Origin of the sequence: Massilia cellulosiltytica (genome assembly GCF_047325105.1) — a bacterium.
GTDB classification, from domain to species: Bacteria; Pseudomonadota; Gammaproteobacteria; order Burkholderiales; family Burkholderiaceae_D; genus Telluria; species Telluria orientalis.
In genome coordinates this window covers 5,100,942-5,121,280 of sequence record NZ_CP168562.1, presented here as the reverse complement: position 1 = coordinate 5,121,280, position 20,339 = coordinate 5,100,942, and the positions used below count along the sequence as shown (strand labels likewise).

19 protein-coding genes are annotated in these 20,339 nt (G+C 64.9%); 15 read left to right on the top strand and 4 right to left on the bottom strand.

Annotation, left to right across the window (positions count from 1 at the left end):
• Window positions 1–192 precede the first annotated feature (192 nt).
• The 15 genes from ACEN9H_RS22315 (at window position 193) to cysM (ending at window position 15,269) form a co-directional block, all read left to right on the top strand.
• Window positions 193–744 carry a DUF2059 domain-containing protein gene (locus ACEN9H_RS22315; protein ID WP_413672120.1) on the top strand — a complete coding sequence of 184 codons (552 nt, stop codon included), beginning with the start codon at window positions 193–195 and terminating at the stop codon, window positions 742–744.
• Window positions 745–754: 10 nt separating this feature from the next.
• On the top strand, window positions 755–1,843 hold the full coding sequence (serC, locus tag ACEN9H_RS22310; RefSeq protein WP_413672119.1) for a 3-phosphoserine/phosphohydroxythreonine transaminase: 1,089 nt from the start codon (window positions 755–757) through the stop codon (window positions 1,841–1,843).
• A gap of 155 nt (window positions 1,844–1,998) precedes the next feature.
• Window positions 1,999–3,069 (top strand): prephenate dehydratase, encoded by a 1,071-nt coding sequence (pheA, locus tag ACEN9H_RS22305; protein WP_056129552.1) that lies wholly within the window; start codon window positions 1,999–2,001, stop codon window positions 3,067–3,069.
• Between the two features lie 29 nt (window positions 3,070–3,098).
• Window positions 3,099–4,202 (top strand): histidinol-phosphate transaminase, encoded by a 1,104-nt coding sequence (hisC, locus tag ACEN9H_RS22300; protein WP_413672118.1) that lies wholly within the window; start codon window positions 3,099–3,101, stop codon window positions 4,200–4,202.
• Window positions 4,202–5,110 (top strand): prephenate dehydrogenase, encoded by a 909-nt coding sequence (locus ACEN9H_RS22295; RefSeq protein ID WP_413672117.1) that lies wholly within the window; start codon window positions 4,202–4,204, stop codon window positions 5,108–5,110. The genes hisC and ACEN9H_RS22295 overlap by 1 nt, the downstream gene beginning before the upstream one ends.
• Window positions 5,107–6,438, top strand: coding sequence for a 3-phosphoshikimate 1-carboxyvinyltransferase (aroA, locus tag ACEN9H_RS22290; RefSeq protein ID WP_413672116.1), 1,332 nt, complete (start codon window positions 5,107–5,109; stop codon window positions 6,436–6,438). The genes ACEN9H_RS22295 and aroA overlap by 4 nt, the downstream gene beginning before the upstream one ends.
• A gap of 28 nt (window positions 6,439–6,466) precedes the next feature.
• On the top strand, window positions 6,467–7,129 hold the full coding sequence (gene cmk, locus ACEN9H_RS22285; protein ID WP_036237329.1) for a (d)CMP kinase: 663 nt from the start codon (window positions 6,467–6,469) through the stop codon (window positions 7,127–7,129).
• Window positions 7,130–7,388: 259 nt separating this feature from the next.
• Entirely contained in the window at window positions 7,389–9,095 is a 1,707-nt protein-coding gene (rpsA, locus tag ACEN9H_RS22280) for a 30S ribosomal protein S1 (protein ID WP_082577547.1), read from the top strand.
• A gap of 30 nt (window positions 9,096–9,125) precedes the next feature.
• Window positions 9,126–9,431: an integration host factor subunit beta gene (locus ACEN9H_RS22275; protein ID WP_036237327.1), complete on the top strand. Its 306-nt coding sequence runs from the start codon at window positions 9,126–9,128 to the stop codon at window positions 9,429–9,431.
• A 390-nt stretch (window positions 9,432–9,821) separates the two neighbouring features.
• Complete coding sequence (locus ACEN9H_RS22270) at window positions 9,822–10,127, top strand: lipopolysaccharide assembly LapA domain-containing protein (protein ID WP_056129565.1); 306 nt, start codon at window positions 9,822–9,824, stop codon at window positions 10,125–10,127.
• Window positions 10,128–10,157: 30 nt separating this feature from the next.
• Entirely contained in the window at window positions 10,158–11,333 is a 1,176-nt protein-coding gene (lapB, locus tag ACEN9H_RS22265; protein ID WP_056129567.1) for a lipopolysaccharide assembly protein LapB, read from the top strand.
• Window positions 11,334–11,346: 13 nt separating this feature from the next.
• Window positions 11,347–12,717 carry a UDP-glucose dehydrogenase family protein gene (locus tag ACEN9H_RS22260; RefSeq protein ID WP_056129570.1) on the top strand — a complete coding sequence of 457 codons (1,371 nt, stop codon included), beginning with the start codon at window positions 11,347–11,349 and terminating at the stop codon, window positions 12,715–12,717.
• Between the two features lie 7 nt (window positions 12,718–12,724).
• Window positions 12,725–13,726, top strand: coding sequence for a D-glycero-beta-D-manno-heptose-7-phosphate kinase (gene rfaE1, locus ACEN9H_RS22255; RefSeq protein ID WP_413672115.1), 1,002 nt, complete (start codon window positions 12,725–12,727; stop codon window positions 13,724–13,726).
• Between the two features lie 108 nt (window positions 13,727–13,834).
• Complete coding sequence (locus ACEN9H_RS22250; protein ID WP_371764787.1) at window positions 13,835–14,230, top strand: ComEA family DNA-binding protein; 396 nt, start codon at window positions 13,835–13,837, stop codon at window positions 14,228–14,230.
• 136 nt (window positions 14,231–14,366) lie between these two features.
• Window positions 14,367–15,269 (top strand): cysteine synthase CysM, encoded by a 903-nt coding sequence (cysM, locus tag ACEN9H_RS22245; protein WP_413672114.1) that lies wholly within the window; start codon window positions 14,367–14,369, stop codon window positions 15,267–15,269.
• Between the two features lie 166 nt (window positions 15,270–15,435).
• Here the strand turns inward: cysM and ACEN9H_RS22240 are convergent, their stop codons facing one another.
• The 4 genes from ACEN9H_RS22240 to ACEN9H_RS22225 all read right to left on the bottom strand — a co-directional run bounded on the left by ACEN9H_RS22240 (window position 15,436) and on the right by ACEN9H_RS22225 (window position 20,338).
• The gene (locus tag ACEN9H_RS22240) at window positions 15,436–15,777 is read right to left on the bottom strand and encodes a hypothetical protein (protein ID WP_082577546.1); all 342 of its coding nucleotides are present in this window, start codon (window positions 15,775–15,777) and stop codon (window positions 15,436–15,438) included.
• 444 nt (window positions 15,778–16,221) lie between these two features.
• On the bottom strand, window positions 16,222–17,370 hold the full coding sequence (gene mltB, locus ACEN9H_RS22235; RefSeq protein WP_413672113.1) for a lytic murein transglycosylase B: 1,149 nt from the start codon (window positions 17,368–17,370) through the stop codon (window positions 16,222–16,224).
• A complete protein-coding gene (locus tag ACEN9H_RS22230; protein WP_413672112.1) occupies window positions 17,367–19,346 on the bottom strand; it encodes a DUF3488 and DUF4129 domain-containing transglutaminase family protein in 1,980 nt (659 codons plus the stop codon). Before ACEN9H_RS22230 ends, mltB begins: the two co-directional genes overlap by 4 nt.
• Entirely contained in the window at window positions 19,343–20,338 is a 996-nt protein-coding gene (locus ACEN9H_RS22225) for a DUF58 domain-containing protein (RefSeq protein WP_413672111.1), read from the bottom strand. Before ACEN9H_RS22225 ends, ACEN9H_RS22230 begins: the two co-directional genes overlap by 4 nt.
• Between the last annotated feature and the right edge of the window lies 1 nt (window position 20,339).

Below are 20,339 nucleotides of genomic sequence, written 5' to 3'. Positions count from 1 at the left end.
CGCGCAGGCGGGAACCCAATTTCGAGCAGCCTGGATGCAAAACTTGGGCCCCGCCTCCGCGGGGCGACGTGTCATATGCCGTCGAAATGGGGCCTGTTGAGGATTTTTTGCAAGTTTCGTGCGAAAATCGAGGAACCCGCATTGTCATGCCGGGATTGCAAGCCCCCGCACCAGCCATCATCAAGGACATCCGTGAAGAAATCTCTCGTCGCCATCGCCTCCGCCCTCGTCATTTGCTCTCCTGCCGCGTTCGCCGCGACGCCGGTGCCGTCAGCCGATCCGACCGTCGTCGCCGCCACCAAGCAGATGCTGGCGTCGATGAAGATCCGCGACGTGATGCAGGCGTCGTTGAAGCAGGCGGACCAGCAGATGCCGACCCAGATCGCCGCGTCGATGAATGCGATGATCGACAGCGACGCCACGCTCTCCGCGGAGAAGAAGGCCGAGGCGCACAAGAAGCTGCAGGAAGCGCTGCCCACGCTGACCGCGCAGATGCACGGCGTATTCAGCGACCCGACCCTCGTCGACGACATGCTGGCCGAAATGGTGCCGCTGTACGCCGAGACCTATACGCTGGACGAGATTCGCCAGCTGTCCGCGTTCTACGCGTCGCCGCTGGGCCAGAAGATGCTGGCGAACATGCCGACGCTGATGACCCGCAGCATGGAGATCAGCAACCGCGTGATGATGCCGCGCGTGCAGAAAATGATGGCGCAGAGCGCGCAAAGCATCGTCGGCAAGTAAGGAGCGGACGATGACCCAGGTGTACAACTTCTCCGCCGGCCCGGCCGTCCTGCCGAAAGAAGTGCTGCGCCAGGCAGCCGACGAGATGCTCGACTGGCACGGCAGCGGCATGTCCGTGATGGAGATGAGCCATCGCGGCCCGGAGTTCATTTCGATCGCCAAGCAGGCCGAAGCCGATTTCCGCGAACTGCTGGGCGTCCCGGACAACTACAAGGTCCTGTTCCTGCAGGGCGGTGGCCTCGGCCAGAACGCCATCATCCCGATGAACATGGTGGGCCGCAAACCCCAGCCGGCGACCATCGACTTCGTCCACACGGGTTCGTGGTCCGGCAAGTCGATCAAGGAAGCGAAGCGCTATGCGAACGTGAACGTGGCGGCGTCGGGCGAGGCGAGCCGCTTCACGACCGTGCCGCCGCAGGAGACGTGGCAGCTGAGCGCCGACGCGGCTTACCTGCACCTGTGCACGAACGAGACCATCGACGGCGTCGAGATCGGTTACGTGCCGACGGTGCAAGGCGATACGCCGCTCGTCGCGGACATGTCCTCGCACATCCTGTCGCGCCAGGTCGACGTGTCGAAGTACGGCGTGATTTTCGCCGGCGCGCAAAAGAACATCGGCCCGGCGGGCCTGACGATCACGATCGTGCGCGAGGACCTGCTCGACCACGCGCTGCCGATCTGCCCGGGTGTGTTCAACTGGCGCGCGGTGGCGGAGGCGGAGTCGATGCTGAACACGCCGCCGACGTACGGCATCTATATCGCGGGCCTCGTGTTCGCGCATCTGAAAAATCAGGGCGGCGTGGCCGAGATGGAACGCCGCAACATCGAAAAAGCGCGCCTGCTGTACGCGGCGCTGGACGCCGACGACTTCTACCAGAATCGTGTGGCGCCCGAATATCGCTCGCGCATGAACGTACCGTTCTACCTGCGCGATGAATCACTGAACGAACAATTCCTGGCCGGCGCCAAAGCGCGCGGCCTGCTGCAACTGAAGGGCCACAAGTCCGTCGGCGGTATGCGGGCATCGATCTACAACGCGATGCCGATCGAGGGTGTGCAAGCCCTGGTCGATTATTTGAACGAGTTCGCGGGGCGCTGAGTCGCCGCATCCTCGTCGTTCCCGCGCAGGCGGGAACCCATGCTGAGCGTACCCTTGTCGGCAACGTGGCGATGCCCATGCCGCGACTTCGGGTAATCAGCATGGATCCCCGCGTCCGCGGGGATGACGGGCGAACCGAAACCCATGAGCAGACGATGACAGACAAACTCAAACCCCTGCGCGAACAGATCGATGCGATCGACGCGCAAATCCTCGAACTCCTTTCACGCCGCGGCAGGGTCGCGCAGGAAGTCGGCCACGTGAAGGCCGAGACCAACGCCCCCGTGTTCCGCCCCGAACGCGAAGCGCAGGTGCTGCGCGGCGTCGCCGAGCGCAATCCCGGTCCGCTGAAGAACCAGGACGTGCAGACCATCTTCCGCGAGATCATGTCGTCCTGCCGCGCGCTGGAAAAGCGCGTGACGGTCGCCTTCCTCGGCCCCACCGGCACGTTCAGCGAACAGGCCGTGTTCCAGCAGTTCGGCAGCGCCGTCGAAGGCCTGCCGTGCGTGTCGATCGACGAAGTGTTCCGCGCCACCGAGGCCGGCACCGCCGACTATGGCGTCGTCCCGGTCGAGAACTCGTCCGAGGGCGCCATCAACCGCACGCTCGACCTGATGCTCGCGACGACGACGATCATCAGCGGCGAAGTCTCGATCCCCGTGCACCACAGCCTCATGACGAAGACGGGCAGCATGGACGGCGTGAAGGTCGTGTGCGCGCATTCGCAGGCGCTGGCCCAGTGCCAGGTGTGGCTCAACCTGCACCACCCCGGCATCGAGCGCCGCGCCGTCGCGTCGAACGCGGAAGCGGCCGTGCTGGCGAGCCAGGATCCGACCATCGCCGCGATCGCGAGCGAGATGGCGGGCGAACAGTACAAGCTGGGCGTCGTCCAGGCGCACATCCAGGACGACCCGCACAACCGCACGCGCTTCCTGATCATCGGCAGCCAGGCCACGGGCCCGTCCGGCAAGGACCGCACGTCGATCGTGCTGGCCGTGCCGAACAAGGCCGGCGCCGTCTACAGCCTGCTCGCGCCGCTCGCGAAGCACGGCGTGTCGATGACGCGTTTCGAATCGCGTCCCGCGCGCATCGGCACGTGGGAGTACTACTTCTACGTCGACGTCGAAGGCCACATCGCCGATGCCGCCGTCGGCCGCGCGCTCGAAGAGCTCAAGGACAACGCCGCCTTCTTCAAGGTATTGGGATCCTATCCCGTCGGCCTCTGAATCATTCACACTACAGCCAAGAGAATCCCATGTCGCAATTCGGTCCCGATTACGTCCGCGCCATCGCCCCTTACCAGGCCGGCAAACCCATTTCCGAAGTCGCCCGCGAGTTCGGCCTCGATGAAGCCAGTATCGTCAAACTGGCGTCCAACGAAAACCCGTTCGGCATCCCCGAGTCGGCCAAGGCCGCGATGGCCGCCGCCGCCGCGGAACTCGGCCGCTACCCGGACGCCAACGGCTTCGAGCTGAAGGCCGCGCTGGCCAAGCGCTACGACGTGCCGGCCGACTGGATCACGCTCGGCAACGGCTCCAACGACATCCTCGAGATCGCCGCGCACGCGTTCGTGCAAAAGGGCCAGGCCGTCGTCTATGCGCAGTATTCGTTCGCCGTGTACGCGCTGGCCACCCAGGGCGTGGGCGCGCGCGGCATCGTCGTGCCCGCCAGGAACTACGGCCACGACCTCGATGCGATGGCGGCCGCGATCGATGCGGACACCCGTCTCGTCTACATCGCCAACCCGAACAACCCGACCGGCACGTTCATCTCCGCACCCGAGATCGAGGCGTTCCTGGCCAAGGTGCCGGCGTCCGTCGTCGTCGTGCTGGACGAGGCCTATAACGAATACCTCGAGCAGAAGGACCAGTTCGAATCGACGCAGTGGGTCCGCAAATACCCGAACCTGATCGTCTCGCGCACGTTCTCGAAAGCGTATGGCCTCGCGGGCCTGCGCGTCGGTTTCGCCATCGCGCAGCCGGCCGTGACGGACCTGATGAACCGCATCCGCCAGCCGTTCAACGTGAATTCGCTCGCGCAGGCGGCCGCCATCGCGGCGCTGAACGATAAAGAATTCCTGCGCAAGGGTGCCGAGAACAACCGCGCCGGCTACCGGCAGCTGACCGCGGCGTTCGATGAGCTCAAGCTCGAGTACGTCCCGTCCTACGGCAACTTCGTGCTCGTGAAAGTGGGCGACGACGACGACGCCGGCGCGCGCGTGAACCTCGCGCTGCTGAAGCAGGGCGTGATCGTGCGTCCGGTCGGTGCGTACGGCCTGCCGCAATGGCTGCGCATCTCGATCGGCCTGCCGGAAGAGAATGCCCGCTTCGTCGAGGCATTGAAGAAGGCGCTCGGCTGATGTTCGCGAAAGTCGTCATCGTCGGCGTCGGCCTGATCGGCGGCTCGTTCGCGCTGGGCCTGAAGGCGGCCGGCGCCGCGGGCCACATCGTGGGCCTGGGACGCTCCGCGCAGGCGCTGGCGCGTGCGCGCGAACTCGGGATCATCGACGAGGCCGCGACGTCACCGCAAGAAGCCATGCGTGGCGCAGATCTCGTGCTGCTGGCGGCGCCCGTCGCGCAGACGGGACCGATTCTCGCATCGCTGCTGCCGCACCTGGAGCCGCAGACGATCGTCACGGACGCGGGCAGCACCAAGTCCGACGTCGTGGCGGCCGCACGCGCCGCGCTGGGCGATCGCGTCCACCAGTTCGTGCCGGGGCACCCGATCGCGGGCCGTGAATCCAACGGGCCCGATGCGGCGATCCCCGACCTGTACCGCGGCAAGAAGACCGTGCTCGCGCCGCTGCCGGAAAATGCCGCGGAAGCCGTCGAGAAAGTGGCCGCCGCGTGGCGCACGTGCGGCGCCATCATCCACATGCTCACGCCGCAGGAACACGACAAGGTGTTCGCCGCGGTCAGCCACCTGCCGCACCTCCTCGCGTACGCGCTCGTCGACGACATCGCCAACAAGCCGCACGCGGACCTGCTGTTCCAGTACGCCGCCAGCGGCTTCCGCGACTTCACCCGCATCGCGGGCTCGTCGCCGGAAATGTGGCGTGACATCAGCCTCGCGAACCGCGACGCGCTGCTCGGCGAACTGGACGCCTATCTCGCTCAATTGACACACCTTCGCGCGCGGCTCGCCGCCAGTGACGGACCCGCGCTGGAGGCGACCTACGCCAACGCCCAGCGCGCCCGCCGCGCGTGGACCGAAGCGATCGAAGCCGCGGAAAAGCCGCCGGCGCCCGATCAGGAATCTGGAAAATGACACAAGCTAAAATCTATCCCCAGCACATCGACCTCGAACCCGTGATGCGCGTGCAGGGCACCGTACGCCTGCCCGGCTCGAAGAGCATCTCGAACCGCACGTTGCTGCTGGCCGCACTGTCCGAAGGCACGACGACCATCCACGACCTGCTCGCGTCGGACGACACGTCCGTCATGCTGGACGCCCTCAGGAAACTCGGCATCCAGTGGGAACAGATCGACGAGCGCACGCACGTCGTGCATGGCGCTGCCGGCCGCCTGCCGGTCGGCCAGGCCGACCTGTTCATGGGGAATGCGGGCACCGCGATCCGCCCGCTGACGGCGGCGCTGGCCGTGATCGGCGGCGACTACACGCTGCACGGCGTCGAGCGCATGCACGAGCGTCCGATCGGCGACCTGGTCGACGCGCTGAACGCCGTCGGCGCCAACATCGAATACACGGGCAATCCGGGCTATCCGCCGCTGCACATCCGCGCGGGCAAGGTCCAGCCGGACCGCATCGCCGTGCGCGGCAACGTGTCGAGCCAGTTCCTGACCGCGCTGCTGATGGCCGCGCCGCTGATGGCGGTCGACAAGCCGGTCACGATCGAGGTGGTGGGCGAGCTCATTTCGAAGCCGTACATCGAGATCACGCTGAACCTGATGCGCCGCTTCGGCGTGACGGTCGGCCAGGACGGCTGGGCGTCGTTCACCGTGCAGCCGGGCCAGACGTACCAGAGTCCGGGCAGCATCCACGTCGAAGGCGATGCGTCGTCGGCGTCGTACTTCCTGGCCGCGGGCGCCATCGCGGGCGGTCCGGTGCGCGTGGAAGGCGTGGGCAAGGACTCCATCCAGGGCGACGTGCGCTTCGCCGACGCGCTGGAGCAGATGGGCGCGACGATCACGAAGGGCGACAACTGGATCGAGGCGACGTCGAACGGCGTGCTGAAAGCGATCGACGCGGACTTCAACCACATCCCGGACGCCGCGATGACGATCGCCGTCGCCGCGCTGTACGCGGACGGCACGAGCACGCTGCGCAACATCGCCAGCTGGCGCGTGAAGGAAACCGACCGCCTGGCCGCGATGGCGACGGAGCTGCGCAAGGTCGGCGCGACGGTGGAAGAGGGCCCGGACTACATCCGCGTGACGCCGCCCGACACGCTGTCGCATGCGACGATCGACACCTATGACGACCACCGCATGGCGATGTGCTTCTCGCTGGCGTCGCTGGATGGCGCGGCGCGGCGCGGCAACGCGATGCGCATCAACGATCCGAAGTGTGTGGCCAAGACGTTCCCGGACTACTTCGAAACGTTTTCCGGAATCGCGCAAGACACATTATCCTGATGGGATAACTGGTAACCACACACACTACATGCCGAACTCGAATATTCCCGTCATTACGATTGACGGCCCGACCGCCTCGGGCAAGGGCACGGTGGCCCACAAGGTCGCCGACCGCCTGGGCTTCCACCTGCTGGATTCCGGCGCCCTGTATCGCCTGACCGCATTGTCCGCACTGCGCCGCGGCACCGACCTGCGCGACGAGCACGCGCTCGCCAAGGTCGCCGAACACCTGCCCGTCCGCTTCAACGGCGGCCACATCTATCTCGGCACGGAAGAGGTGAGCAACGCGATCCGCCAGGAAGAAGTCGGCAATACCGCGTCGAAGATCGCGGCGCTGCCGGCCGTGCGCCAGGCGTTATACGGCTTGCAACTGAGCTTCCGCGAAACGCCCGGCCTCGTGGCCGACGGCCGCGACATGGGCACCGTGATCTTTCCCGGCGCCCAGCTGAAGGTGTTCCTGACCGCAAGTGTTGAGGCACGTGCGCAACGCCGGTATAAGCAATTGATTGACAAAGGATTTTCTGCTAATATGGACGATCTGCTGGCGGATTTGCAGGCCCGCGACGCGCGCGATACCCAGCGCGCCGTGGCCCCGCTGGTGCCGGCTGAAGGGGCGCACATCCTCGATACCTCGCAGATGACGGCGGACGAAGCCGTCGAACAGGTGCTCGCCTGGTACGCGCACCCCTAAGAATGAACCTCGCAAAACCGTAGCGAGCGGCAGCACCGTTGTCGGAGAAGCGCAGCTGTACGAGAGTACAGTGAGCATCGCAGGGCGACGGGGTAACGCGCAGTAGATTTGGCGAGGTTCTAACAAGAATTTATCCCTGATGTTGTAGGGACTGCCGTGAGAGCGGCGTTTTTTGGTGCCCGGGGTGTCCCGGGTGTGGTTCAACTTGACCCAGTTCAGATCGCATATAGCCGATCTGCTGGCTAACATCTCAAAACTTATGGCTACTGCAGCAAATCAAGATACCGGTATGGAAAGCTTCGCAGCACTCTTCGAAGAGTCGCTGGCGCGTCAAGACATGCGTTCGGGCGAAGTCATCTCCGCCGAAGTCGTGCGTCTGGATCACAACTTCGTGATCGTCAACGCCGGCCTGAAATCGGAAGCTTTCATCCCCATCGAAGAATTCAAGAATGACCAGGGCGAACTGGAAGTCAACGTGGGTGACTTCGTTTCCGTGGCCATCGAATCGCTGGAAAATGGTTTCGGCGATACCATCCTGTCGCGCGACAAGGCCAAGCGCCTGGCTTCGTGGCTGGCTCTGGAAAAAGCAATGGAATCGGGCGAGATCGTCACCGGTACCGTGAACGGCAAAGTCAAGGGCGGCCTGACCGTCCTGACCAACGGCATCCGCGCATTCCTGCCGGGTTCGCTGGTCGACACCCGTCCGGTCAAGGATACGACCCCGTTCGAAGGCAAGACCCTGGAATTCAAGGTCATCAAGCTGGACCGCAAGCGTAACAACGTCGTGCTGTCGCGTCGCGCCGTCATCGAAGCATCGATGGGCGAAGAGCGTGCGAAGCTGATGGAAACGCTGAAGGAAGGCACCGTCGTCACCGGCGTCGTCAAGAACATCACCGACTACGGTGCGTTCGTCGACCTGGGCGGCATCGACGGCCTGCTGCACATCACCGACCTGGCATGGCGTCGTGTGCGTCACCCGTCGGAAGTCCTGTCGGTTGGTCAAGAGATCACCGCTAAGGTCCTCAAGTACGATCAGGAAAAGAACCGCGTCTCGCTGGGCGTCAAGCAACTGGGCGACGATCCGTGGACCGGCCTGTCGCGTCGCTACCCGCAAGGCACCCGCCTGTTCGGCAAGGTCACGAACCTGACCGACTACGGTGCGTTCGTGGAAGTCGAGCAGGGCATCGAAGGCCTGGTGCACGTCTCGGAAATGGACTGGACCAACAAGAACGTGGCGCCGAACAAGGTTGTCCAGCTGGGCGACGAAGTCGAAGTCATGGTCCTGGAAATCGACGAAGAGCGTCGTCGTATTTCGCTGGGCATGAAGCAGTGCAAGGCGAATCCGTGGGACGACTTCGGCATGACCCACAAGAAGGGCGACAAGGTCAAAGGTCTGATCAAGTCGATCACCGACTTCGGCGTGTTCATCGGCCTGCCGGGCAACATCGACGGCCTGGTGCATCTGTCCGACCTGTCGTGGACGGAAGCCGGCGAAGAAGCGGTCCGTCGCTTCAAGAAGGGTGACGAGCTGGAAGCCGTCGTTCTGGCGATCGACGTCGAGCGCGAGCGTGTCTCGCTGGGCGTCAAGCAGCTGGAAGGCGACCCGTTCAACAACTTCGCTTCGCTGAATGACAAGGGCACCCTGGTCACCGGCACCGTGAAGTCGGTCGAGCCGAAAGGCGCCGTGATCGCGCTGAACGAGGAAGTCGAAGGCTACCTGCGCGCTTCGGAAATCGCCCGCGACCGCGTGGAAGATGCCGGCACCCACCTGAAAGTGGGCGACAAGGTCGAAGCCCTGGTCATCAACATCGACCGCAAGGCACGCAGCATCCAGCTGTCGATCAAGGCCAAGGACAACGCCGACACCCAGGAAGCCATGCAGAAGCTGGCTTCGGACAACAGCGCAGCAACCGGCACCACCTCGCTGGGCGCCCTGCTGAAGGCCAAGTTCGATAACAAGAACTAAGCAAAGGTTAATTAACCTTAGAGTGAGCAGATGACCAAGTCCGAGCTGATCAACCGCCTGGCCGAGCGCTATTCTCAGCTGGTGGCAAAAGACGCTGAGTTCGCCGTCAAGACCATCCTCGATGCGATGACCAATGCTCTCGCGAGCGGCCAGCGCATCGAGATCCGGGGTTTCGGCAGCTTTGCCCTGAACAGCCGGCCGCCCCGCATCGGCCGCAACCCGAAGTCCGGCGACAAAGTGATGGTGCCCGAAAAACGGGTGCCCCACTTCAAACCGGGCAAGCAGTTGCGCGAGCGGGTGGATGCGATGGTCGGGCAACCGATCATCGAAGACTGATCCGTCTGCGACAGACTCACGAAACGGCGTCCCTCGGGGCGCCGTTTTTTATTGCTCAAATTCGGGGTCAGAGCACATTTCCGCAAAAATTCGGGGTCAGAGCACTTTTTCGATCAATTTACTGATGAACAATCGCAACGCACGGGCGTCGCGCGCATCAGCAACCACAGACGATAGTTGCTACCGGACTCACGAGAAATTTGCTGCAGAGATAATGACCTGAAAAGTGCTCTGACCCCGAATTTCCCTAAAAATGAGCTCTGACCCCGAATCGTGCAACCCACGTATAATCACGCCGCACGCGAGCAACGGCCGGGCCGGCCGTTCTAGGAATATCGTTTCAAATATGCGACACTGCGCCTTTGCCGTCTTACCTCTCGGGACCTGCTGATGAAACTCGTCTCCACCATCGTCGGATGCCTGCTGTTCGTCCTGTTCTTCAGTTTCGCGCTGAAGAACACGCACCAGGTCGACCTGCATTTCTTCCTGAATTACGAGGTGCGGGGACCGCTGGTGCTGATGCTGCTCGCGTTTTTCATCGCCGGCGCCTTTCTCGGCATCCTGGCCGTGACGCCGACCGTGTTCCGGCACCGGCGTGAAAGCTCGCAGCACAAGCACACGATCCAGGCCCTGCAGAGCGCGGCCGGTACCGCCGCCAATGCGCCGCAGCCGGACAGCGTCGCGCCGCGCGCCTGAACGTCATTCAGTAATCAATAAGAACAACATATGGAATTTGAAATCTGGTGGCTGCTCGGCATCCCCGTCTTTTTTGCCCTCGGCTGGATCGCCGCCCGCGTCGACATCAAGCAGCTCGTCTCCGAATCGCGCAGCCTCCCGCGCGGCTATTTCAAGGGCCTGAATTTCCTCCTCAACGAACAGCCGGACAAGGCCATCGACGCGTTCATCGAGATCGTCAAGCTCGATCCGGAAACCGCCGACATGCATTTCGCGCTGGGTAACCTGTTCCGCCGCCGCGGCGAGACGGAGCGCGCGATCCGCGTCCACCAGAACCTGCTGTCGCGTCCCGACCTGCCGATCGAGCAGCAGGTGCACGCGCAGTACGAACTCGGCATGGACTACCTGAAGGCGGGCCTGCTGGACCGCGCCGAAGAGACGTTCAACCTGCTCGTCGACACGCAGTACGGCGTGCAGGCCCGCCGTGCGCTGCTGGAGATCTTCCAGCGCGAAAAGGAGTGGCGCCGCGCGATCGCCGCCGCCGAGGGCCTGATGGAATCCGGCGCCGGGGCGCACCACAAGGAAATCGCGCAGTTCTATTGCGAGCTTGCGCAGGACGCCCTCGTGCACATGCAGTCCGAGGAAGCGAAGGCGCTGCTGGACAAGGCGCTGCAGGCCGACCGCAAGAACGTGCGCGCGACGATGTTGTGCGGCGATGCGCTCAAGGCCGAAGGCGACATCGAGGGCGCGCTGAAGACGTGGCGCCGCGTGGAGCAGCAAAGCGTGCCGCACGTGGCCCTCGTCGCCGCGCGCCTGATGGATGGCTACCGCGCCGTCGGCCGCCCGCAGGAAGGCGTCAACCTGCTGCGCTCCTACCTGGAAGAAGCGTCGTCGATTGATCTGATCGAGGTCGTCTTCAAGGCCGTCATTGAACTCAACGGCGTGGAGGCTGCCAAACAGCTGGTGGTGGAAGAGCTGCGCCGCAATCCGACCCTGCTCGGTCTCGACAAGCTGCTGGAAGCGCGCCTGATGGATGCGCCGGCGAACGTGTGGGAAGAGCTGTCGATGGTGAAGAACCTGGTGCACGGGTACACGCAGAAGCTGGCGCGCTACCAGTGCAGCCATTGTGGTTTCAAGGCGCGTCAGTATTACTGGCAATGCCCGGGGTGCAGCAAGTGGGAGACCTACCCGCCGCGCCGTACCGAAGAACTGAACGTGATGAACTAAGCTAAAGCGAACCATGAAGATTACGATTATCGGCACCGGCTACGTCGGCCTCGTGACCGGCGCCTGCCTGGCGGAACTCGGCAACGACGTCTTTTGCCTCGACGTCGACCAACGCAAGATCGACCTGCTGAACAACGGCGGCATCCCGATCCACGAACCGGGCCTGGAAGAAGTCGTCGCGCGCAACCGCGCCAGCGGCCGCCTGCAGTTCTCGACCGACGTCGCCGCCAGCGTCGCGCATGGCCAGCTCCAGTTCATCGCCGTCGGCACCCCGCCGGACGAAGACGGTTCCGCCGACCTGCAGTACGTGCTGGCCGCCGCCCGCAACATCGGCCGCCACATGGATGGCTACAAGGTCATCGTCGACAAGTCCACGGTGCCCGTCGGCACGGCCGACCGCGTCGCCGCCGCCGTGCGCGAAGAGCTGCGTGCGCGTGGTGAAGAAAGCATGGAATTCGCCGTCGTCTCGAACCCGGAATTCCTGAAGGAAGGCGCCGCCGTCGACGACTTCATGCGTCCCGACCGCATCGTCATCGGCCACGACGACAGCCCCGCGGGCCAGCGCGCGCGCGACCTCATGAAGCTGCTGTACGCCCCGTTCAACCGCAACCACGAACGCGTCTACTGGATGGACGTGCGCTCGGCCGAATTCACGAAGTACGCGGCCAACGCGATGCTCGCGACCCGCATCTCGTTCATGAACGAACTGGCGAACCTCGCCGACCAGGTGGGCGCCGACATCGAAGCCGTCCGCCACGGCATCGGCTCCGACCCGCGCATCGGCCACAGCTTCCTGTACGCGGGCGCCGGCTACGGCGGCTCGTGCTTCCCGAAGGACGTGCAGGCGCTCGAGCGCACCGCGCGCCAGTACGACCAGGAACTCTTGATCCTGCGCGCCGTGGAAGCCGTCAACGACCGCCAGAAGCAGGTGCTGGGCCGCAAGGTCGTGCAGCGTTTCGGCGACGACCTGACGGGCATGACATTCGCCGTCTGGGGCCTCGCTTTCAAGCCGAACACGGACGACATGCGCGAAGCGCCGTCGCGCGTGCTGCTGAAGGAATTGATCGAGCGGGGCGCCAGCGTCGCCGTGCACGATCCGGTCGCGATGGAAGAAGCGCAGCGCGTGCTGGCGCTGGATCTCTCCGAAGCGCAACTGGCGCGCGTCGACTTCAAGAAGACGCCGATGGAAGCGCTGGACGGCGCCGAAGCCCTGGTGATCGTCACCGAATGGAAGGCGTTCCGCAGCCCGGACTTCGAGCAGATCAAGGCGCGCCTGAAGCACCCGGTGATCATCGATGGCCGCAACCTGTTCGAGCCGCCGCTGATGACGGGCCTGGGCATCGAGTACCACGGCATCGGCCGTTCGGTCCTGACGGGCAAGTGAGGCGCGCATGACCGCAACGATCCCCAGCCGCCTGCTGCCGACCGACAGCTACCGCCAGGCCGAGACGCCGCCACTGGAAAACGTGCGCCTGCTCGTCGTCGGCGACGTCATGCTCGACCGCTACTGGTTCGGCGACGTCTCGCGCATTTCTCCGGAAGCGCCGGTGCCCGTCGTGCGCATCGAGCGCCGCGAAGAGCGCCTGGGCGGCGCCGCCAACGTGGCGCGCAACGCCGCGGCCCTCGGCACGCATTGCGGCCTGCTGGGCGTCGTCGGTGCCGACGAGGCGGGCGACCACGTCGAACGCATCCTGCGCGAATCGAGCATCCACAGCTACCTCAAGCGCGACGAGGCGATCTCCACGATCATCAAGCTGCGCGTGATCGGCCGCCAGCAGCAGATGGTGCGTATCGACTTCGAGGACGCGCCCACCGAAACGATCCTGCGCGACAAGCTCACGCAATTCAAGGCGCTGCTGCCGGACTACGACGTGATCATCCTGTCCGACTACAACAAGGGCAGCCTCGTGGATGTGGCCGAGATGATCCGCGCCGCGCGCGCGGCCGGCAAGACGGTCATGGTCGACCCGAAGGGCGACGATTTCACGCCGTACGCGGGCGCCACGATGCTCACGCCGAACAAGTCGGAACTCAAGCGCATCGTCGGCAGCTGGAAGACGGAAGACCAGTTGACGGAAAAGGCCCAGAAGCTGCGCACGGACCTCGGCCTGGAAGCGCTGCTGCTCACGCGCTCGGAAGAGGGCATGAGCCTGTACACGGCGAACGAGGTCCTGCACGTGCAAGCGGACGCGCGCGAGGTGTTCGACGTCTCCGGCGCCGGCGACACCGTCATCGCGACGATGGCCGCGATGCTGGGTGCAGGCGTATCGCTGCCGGAAGCGCTGGCGACGGCGAACCGCGCGGGCGGCATCGTCGTCGGCAAGCTGGGCACCGCGACCGTCACGCGCGACGAGCTGTTCGCGCAGCGCCGCAAGGACGACGGCCACGCCTGATTGCGTGGTCGCAAACCAGGGCGTCAACCTACCGCCGTATTTATCCGTTAAGGCAACAGGCGGCCATCCCCGGCCGCCAACCAAGCCAACGATAACGGAGAATACGAGATGATCAAGAAGCTGATGCTTGCAGTCGCCACGCTGGTGGCGTCGATGGGCTTTGCATTCGCCCAGGTGGACGTCAACAAGGCCGATGCCGCCGCGCTGGATTCGGTCAAGGGCGTCGGTCCGGCCATGTCGAAGGCAATCATCGACGAGCGCACCAAGGCCGGTCCGTTCAAGGACTGGGCCGATTTCCAGAAGCGCGTGAAAGGTGTGGCCGACAAACGCGCCACCCAGCTGTCGAAGGCCGGCCTGCAGGTCAATGGCCAGGCCAAGGACGGCGCGCCGATGGCTGCCGCGGGGGCTGACAAGGCCGCCAAACCCGCCAAGGCCGGCGCCAAGCCGGCCGACGCGAAGGCCAAGCCGGAAGCCAAACCCGAGGCCGCCAAATCGGCGACCTGATCCGGCTCCTGCCGCATGAGAACCCCGCCCCGCGCGGGGTTTTGTCTTTGTACAAAAGTATTTCGGTTGCCGGTCCCATACGCGCCCCGTCAACTCGGATTAGAATGTCGGTTTCGCGTTCGCAAAAGAGTAGGCAATGGCATACAAGACCATCGAAGACACGATCGGCAATACCCCGCTGGTGCGGCTGATGCGCATCCCCGGGCCGGAAGCGGCGGCCCGCAACAACATCATCCTCGGCAAGCTCGAAGGCAACAACCCGGCGGGTTCCGTAAAGGACCGCGCGGCGATGTCAATGCTGCGCGGGGCCGAGGCGCGCGGCCAGATCAAGCCCGGCGACACGCTGATCGAAGCGACGAGCGGCAACACGGGGATCGCGCTGTCGATGGCGGCCGCGATCCGCGGCTACAAGATGGTGCTGGTCATGCCGGACAACCTGTCCATCGAGCGCCGCCAGAGCATGGCCGCGTACGGCGCCCAGATCATCCTGACGCCGAAGACGGGCGGCATGGAATACGCGCGCGACCTCGCCGAGCAGATGCAGAAAGATGGCCAGGGCATCATTCTCGACCAGTTCGGCAACCAGGACAACCCGCGCGCCCACTACGAGACGACGGGACCGGAAATCTGGCGCGACACGGAAGGCCGCGTCACCCACTTCGTCAGTGCGATGGGCACGACCGGCACCATCATGGGCGTGTCGCACTACCTGAAGGAACAGAACGAAGCGATCCGCATCATCGGCGCGCAGCCGGAGGAAGGATCGTCGATCCCCGGCATCCGCAAATGGCCGGAAGCCTATCTGCCGAAGATCTTCGATAAATCGCGCATCGACCAGGTCGAGAATGTGACCCAGGCCGCGGCGGAACAGATGGCACGCCGCCTGGCGGCCGAAGAGGGTATTTTCTGCGGTATTTCCGCGGCCGGCGCCTGCGAAATCGCCTTGCGTATCTCGCAAACGGTGGAGAATGCGACGATCGTGTTCATCGTCTGCGACCGCGGTGATCGTTATCTGTCGACGGGTGTGTTCCCCGCCTGATTGCTTGTGTGCCCGGCGCGGGTTCTCGGCGCTGGGTCTTCCCCATCCCGCATCCGCTGCGGGGAAATACTATGCCTGACTCGGCAATCCGATCGTTCGGGAGGCCGGCAGAGTCGGGCGGTGCGGCGGCGTCAGTGGCCGCCGTCCGGTCCGGTGCGTGCCATTATTACTCGCTGCCGCCTGCGTTGCCGTCCTTGTCTTTCGGCTTGAACTGCTTGTCGCTGATGCGGAACTTGGCACGGCGGTCGCCCATCAGGTAGCGCAGGTCACGGATCGACAGATCGGAGACTTCGTGCATGCGGATCAGCAGCGAAGCGCCGACCGGCAGACGGTGGTGGCGGATTTTCGAGATCACCGGCGGCGCAACTTCCAGGGCGCGCGACAGTGCAGCGTCGTTCTTCAGGCGCAGGTTCTCGATCAGGGTGTCGAGCAGGCGATTCGGGTTGTATTGCAGCAGTTCGTCGTTTTCCGAATCGCTGTTCATATCGATACCGACTTGGTTCGTCATGATTCACTATTCCTATGAGGGTTTGTCAGAGCTCGCGGCGGAACTTCCACTCCTGTAAGGATATGAAAGTTTCTACTAAATTATACAACTAATTTCCAATTTAGTACTTAAGAGCAATAAGATCAGTGGCTTTCGTTGAGTTCGTTGTCCCATCGCAACAATAGCCGCAATGCAATTCTCTCACAAACTCACTGAGAACATCATTGTATTTTATTTAAACTTAAGTGTAGAGCAATTAACGATGCGCTGCCGCACAATTAGGAATTGAGTAGCGGAATGACAACTTGAGAGGGGGTATCGGGGAGGATGCTATGTTTCTCAAGAGAACTGTCTACGGGAAATAAGCATACCCCCGGGGAGTATGAGGTTGTCACGACAGCATGACTCGGCCGTACTTATGACAATCCTGTTACAAACTGATACAAAGTTGTTGGTTCGAAGACACTAGATCCCGCGTGCCAACCGCACGGCACGGCCTAATTCGACCACGGACATGGCATAGAAATAACTGCGATTGTATTTAGTGATAGCAAAAAAGTTAGCGTTCGCTACCCAATACTCCGTCGGGTCCGCCCCGTTTTGTAAATCGACGAGGCCGTAGAGGCGGCCATCCGGCAGGGCCGTGCGCGTCGCGACGCCGGCACCGTCCAGCTCGCCCGGACGGTAACGCGCTTCCAGGCCGCCGAGCAGCCCTTGCCAGGCGAGACTGGGCGCCACGTTGGCCGGGAACACGGCCGGCCCCGTGTTGTTGCGATCCCAGCCGTGCTCGACGAGGAAGTTGGCCACGCTGCCGATCGCATCGGCGGCCGAGCCGCGCAGGTCGACGATGCCGTCGCCGTCGAAGTCCACGCCATATTTCAAGATATTGCCCGGCATGAATTGCGGCATGCCGACTGCGCCTGCGAACGAGCCCAGAAGCGAGAACGGGTCGATGTTTTCCTTGTGCGCCAGCAGCAGCGTGTTTTCCAACTCGCTGCGGAAGAACGCCATGCGGTCGGCGCGATTCGGCGTTTCCGGATAGGCGAAGGCGAGGGTGGTCAGCACGTCGACGACGCGGAAGCGGCCCGTGTCGCGGCCATAGATCGTTTCCACGCCGAGGATGCCGACGATGATCTCGGCCGGCACGCCATACGTCGCCTCCGCGCGCGCGAGGAGGTCGGCGTTCTCGTTCCAGAAGCGCACACCCGCGTTGATGCGGATCGGCTCGATGAAGCGGTCGCTGTACGCCTGCCAGTTCTTCGGCTTGCCGGGCGGCGCCGGTTTTACGAGCTGGACGGCGGAATCGATGAAGCGTGCCCGTTTGATCACATCCTCGACCTGCGTGCGATCGAAACCGTTGCGGGCGACGATGTCGTCCTCGAAATCGCGCACGGCCTGCCAGTCGCTGAAGTTGACGGCCTCGCCGTCGTAATCGATGGCGGGGCGGGCGGGGGCGGCGGCTTGCGCTTTCTTGCCGGCCTTTTTTGCCGCCTTGGCGGCCTTGGCGGATTTCGCCGTGGCCTTGGTGTGATGGAGCGAGGATGCGGCGAGGGCATCCGCCGCCGGCCCGGCGCCGATGGCCAGGGCAAGCAGCAGGGGAGCGAAGGATTTCATCGAACTCGGGACAGCAAATCTCTCAGGATGGGAACGAGGCCGGTGCCCGGACTCTGCGGTCCGTAGCGGTAAGCGCTGTAGCGGCGCAGGAATTCCGTCGCGGCCGCGCCAGTCTCGGGAGCCAGGTCGGCGGCGGCGAGGCGCTGCGCGTACGCGGTCGGCCCTTCGTCCGGCGCACGCGGCATGCCAAGCTGGCCGAGGCGCTGGCACAGGAGCGAGTATAGCGCATCGACGGGGTCGGCTTTCCGCCTCTGCGAGAATTTTCTTACCAGGAACAACATGGCGCAGAGCATGGCAATGAGCGCCAGGCTTTGCCAATGGGACAATCCTTCTTGTAAGCGTTGCACGAGATGCCGCTGGCGTTGCGGCGTGTAATTCAGCACCCACTGGTTCCAGCCATTGTTGACGGCGCCGAACATGTACCGGATGCGGCCGAGGAGCGAGTCGGGATCGGGCTGCAGCAGCCGGCCCAGGCCTTCGAGGCCGAACGGCGCCGGCGGCGGCAGCGCGCGCGCCAGGCTGCGCTGGACGCGCTCCGGCGCCACGGCGGCCGTCGGGTCGATACGTACCCAGCCGCGCCGCGGCAACCACACCTCGGCCCACGCATGCGCGTCCGATTGGCGCACGGTGAGGTAGCCGTCGATCGGGTTCATCTCGCCGCCCTGGTAGCCCGTGACGACGCGCGCCGGTACGCCCGCCGCGCGCATCAGGAACACGAAGGCGCCCGCGTAATGCTCGCAAAAGCCTGCGCGCGTGCCGTACAGGAAATCGTCGATCGAGTCGCGGCCGGGCAGCAGCGGCGGTTGCAGCGTGTAGACGAAACCGCCGTCCGCAAACAGGCGCAGCACGTCCGCCACCCGGCGCGCCGGATCGGGCTGGGACGCCAGCGCCTGGCCGGCCGCGCGCGTGCGCGGATTCAGGCCGTAGGGCAGCATCAGCCATTGCCCGTCGACGGGCGACGCGTCGGTTTGCAGGCTGTAGTGCACGAAGGAGACGAGGTCGTAGCGCACGCGCTCGCCGATCGGGTCGAGCGACCGGAATTCCAGTTCGCCGGACAGCGTCACGCCGTGTCCCGGCAGTTCGGGAATGGCGCGCGGCATCTCGAGTGCGAACAGCCAGCGCGTGTTCGACGGTTCCAGCGTGACCTGGTAGCCGACCGGTGTGCCGCCCACGGACAGCGACAGTGCCTGCGGGCGCGTGTGGCGGGACGGGCGCACGCGCGTCCAGGTGCGGCCGTCGTAGCTGCCCAGCACGGGGCCGCGCCAGTACAGTTGCGGCTGCGGGGGCACGGGCCCGTCGAATTTCACGCGGAACGCGACGTCTTCCGACTGCGCCAGGTTCGACATCTGGCCGGGCGCCATCGTGTCGGACAGGCCGCTCTGCGCGCCGTGCGACGCGTCCGGCATGCCCCACAGCGGTCCTTCTATACGGGGGAACAGGACGAACGCGGCGCCCGCCAGCGGCAGCGCCAGCCCGAGCAGCTTCGCGCCCATCCATAAACGTGTGCGCAGCGGGGGCACGGCGCCCGTCAGCTGGAACGACAACTGCGTGGCCAGCAGCGCGACGAGCGAAGCCAGCATCAGCAGGGCCGTCGGGATCGTCTGCGAATAAAAGAAATTGGTGAGTACCAGGAAGTAGCACAGGAACACGACGACGAACAGGTCGCGCCGCGCATGCATCTCCAGCATCTTGAAGGCGACGAGGAGGACGAGCATGGCGACGCCCGCGTCGCGTCCCAGCAGGGTGTGATAGCTCTGCAGCACGCCGAACATCGCGGCCGCCGCGATCGGCACGAGGAGCACGTTCGACGGCATGCGCCGGCCCAGCAGGGTGATCGCGGCGCGCGAGGCCAGCGTGGCGCCGCACAGCAGGCTCACCCACACGGGCAGGTGGGCCGCGTGCGGTGCCAGCACGAGCAGGCTGCTGGCGATCAGCAGCAAGGTATCCTGCTTGTCCCGTGACAGGAGCACCTTCACGCCGGCTCCTCCGGCAAGCCGTACAGCGCCAGCGCGCGCAGGCAAGCCGCCTGGTGCGCCGTGCCGAGCGTCACGGGGTAGCGGATGCGGCCGAGGATGAAGCCATAGGGCAGGGCGCGCTGCTCCGCTTCCAGCACCCAGCGGGCCATGCGCGCGAGGCGCAGCTCCACGTCGAGCCGGGCGGGCAGTGTGTTGAAGTCGAGCACGAGTTCGTCGACCGTGCCGCCCTCGAAATGCTTGGTGACGAGCTGGCCGCCCAGCTCCGGATCGAGGCGCGCGATCTGGCGCCATGCGAGGTGGCGCAGCGGATCGCCCGGCTGGTAGCTGCGCACGCCGGCGAAATCATCGCTGCCGGTGCTGCCCGCGCCGTCGGGGCTGGGGCGGCCCAGCATCGGCAGCGGCGGCGCGTCCTGCTCGGGGAACGGGTAGACGAGGGCGCGGCTGTCCGGCTGCCACCAGCTCCACGCGCGGAACAGGCCGAGCGGGAAGTGCGTGGCGAGGCGCACGCGCGGCGGACGCATCCATCCGCGCGCACGCGTGGCCGTGCGCAGCACGAGCGTCGTGCTGCCGCCGGCCGGCACGTCGATGGCCTGCCGCGGCTCGGGCACGTGCTCGAAATCGATCCAGACGGCGTAGCGGGCCAGGCGCGTCGGGTTCTCGACGCGCAGCTCGAACGGCGCGTCCTCGCCCGCATGCACGTCGGGCGCGCGGCCGGGGCTCAATACGAGGCCGGCCAGGTTGCGCGTCGTCTGCACCATGTCGACGATGGCGCAGGCGCCGGCGACGAACGTGAGGCCGAAGCCGAGGCCCAGGTTGTAGTTGATCGAACCGACCAGCAGGACGAGCAGCAGCGCGCAAAACGCGAGGCCCGCGCGCGTGGGCAGGATGTAGACGCGCCGCTGGTTCAGCAGCACGCTGCCCTTGTCGTGGGCCGTCGTCTTCGTGCGCCACTGGACGCGCTTGCGGTTCAGCCAGCCATCGGGTCGTGCCATC

What these genes read in the sequence shown, in the direction of transcription:
- ACEN9H_RS22225 (WP_413672111.1), bottom strand. Translation starts at nt 20,338, where the DNA reads ATGGCACGACCCGATGGCTGGCTGAACCGCAAGCGCGTCCAGTGGCGC.
- pheA (WP_056129552.1), top strand. Translation starts at nt 1,999, where the DNA reads ATGACAGACAAACTCAAACCCCTGCGCGAACAGATCGATGCGATCGAC.
- ACEN9H_RS22240 (WP_082577546.1), bottom strand. Translation starts at nt 15,777, where the DNA reads ATGACGAACCAAGTCGGTATCGATATGAACAGCGATTCGGAAAACGAC.
- rpsA (WP_082577547.1), top strand. Translation starts at nt 7,389, where the DNA reads ATGGCTACTGCAGCAAATCAAGATACCGGTATGGAAAGCTTCGCAGCA.
- ACEN9H_RS22250 (WP_371764787.1), top strand. Translation starts at nt 13,835, where the DNA reads ATGATCAAGAAGCTGATGCTTGCAGTCGCCACGCTGGTGGCGTCGATG.
- hisC (WP_413672118.1), top strand. Translation starts at nt 3,099, where the DNA reads ATGTCGCAATTCGGTCCCGATTACGTCCGCGCCATCGCCCCTTACCAG.
- rfaE1 (WP_413672115.1), top strand. Translation starts at nt 12,725, where the DNA reads ATGACCGCAACGATCCCCAGCCGCCTGCTGCCGACCGACAGCTACCGC.
- cysM (WP_413672114.1), top strand. Translation starts at nt 14,367, where the DNA reads ATGGCATACAAGACCATCGAAGACACGATCGGCAATACCCCGCTGGTG.
- ACEN9H_RS22295 (WP_413672117.1), top strand. Translation starts at nt 4,202, where the DNA reads ATGTTCGCGAAAGTCGTCATCGTCGGCGTCGGCCTGATCGGCGGCTCG.
- aroA (WP_413672116.1), top strand. Translation starts at nt 5,107, where the DNA reads ATGACACAAGCTAAAATCTATCCCCAGCACATCGACCTCGAACCCGTG.
- mltB (WP_413672113.1), bottom strand. Translation starts at nt 17,370, where the DNA reads ATGAAATCCTTCGCTCCCCTGCTGCTTGCCCTGGCCATCGGCGCCGGG.
- ACEN9H_RS22275 (WP_036237327.1), top strand. Translation starts at nt 9,126, where the DNA reads ATGACCAAGTCCGAGCTGATCAACCGCCTGGCCGAGCGCTATTCTCAG.
- ACEN9H_RS22260 (WP_056129570.1), top strand. Translation starts at nt 11,347, where the DNA reads ATGAAGATTACGATTATCGGCACCGGCTACGTCGGCCTCGTGACCGGC.
- cmk (WP_036237329.1), top strand. Translation starts at nt 6,467, where the DNA reads ATGCCGAACTCGAATATTCCCGTCATTACGATTGACGGCCCGACCGCC.
- lapB (WP_056129567.1), top strand. Translation starts at nt 10,158, where the DNA reads ATGGAATTTGAAATCTGGTGGCTGCTCGGCATCCCCGTCTTTTTTGCC.
- serC (WP_413672119.1), top strand. Translation starts at nt 755, where the DNA reads ATGACCCAGGTGTACAACTTCTCCGCCGGCCCGGCCGTCCTGCCGAAA.
- ACEN9H_RS22270 (WP_056129565.1), top strand. Translation starts at nt 9,822, where the DNA reads ATGAAACTCGTCTCCACCATCGTCGGATGCCTGCTGTTCGTCCTGTTC.